The organism is Burkholderia sp. SIMBA_051 (assembly GCF_046534915.1).
GTDB lineage: Bacteria > Pseudomonadota > Gammaproteobacteria > Burkholderiales > Burkholderiaceae > Burkholderia > Burkholderia ambifaria.
In genome coordinates this window covers 1-233 of record NZ_JAWRXS010000955.1, presented here as the reverse complement: position 1 = coordinate 233, position 233 = coordinate 1, and the positions used below count along the sequence as shown (strand labels likewise).

Here is a 233-nt window from a genome sequence, read left to right as displayed (position 1 = left end):
GCCTGCGATCAGGACCGCGTCGGGATTCGCACCCATCGTCTTGAGCACCTGGCCCGTCACCGAAGCGTCGGTCCGGTTGAAGCGCTCGTTCGTCACGATCTTCAAGTTGTGCGCAGCGGCTGCGGTTGTGAACACCTTGTTCCAGCTATCGCCGTAGGCATCCGCGAAGCCGATGAAGCCGACCGTCTTCACGCCGTGATGCTCCATGTACTCGGCGATGGCGTCGGCCATCA

Annotated in this window: 1 protein-coding gene; it reads right to left on the bottom strand. The window is 62.2% G+C overall.

From position 1 onward, the window contains the following. Positions 1 to 233: ABC transporter substrate-binding protein (locus SB771_RS37325; protein WP_410722320.1), on the bottom strand; the 233-nt coding region annotated here is incomplete at both ends.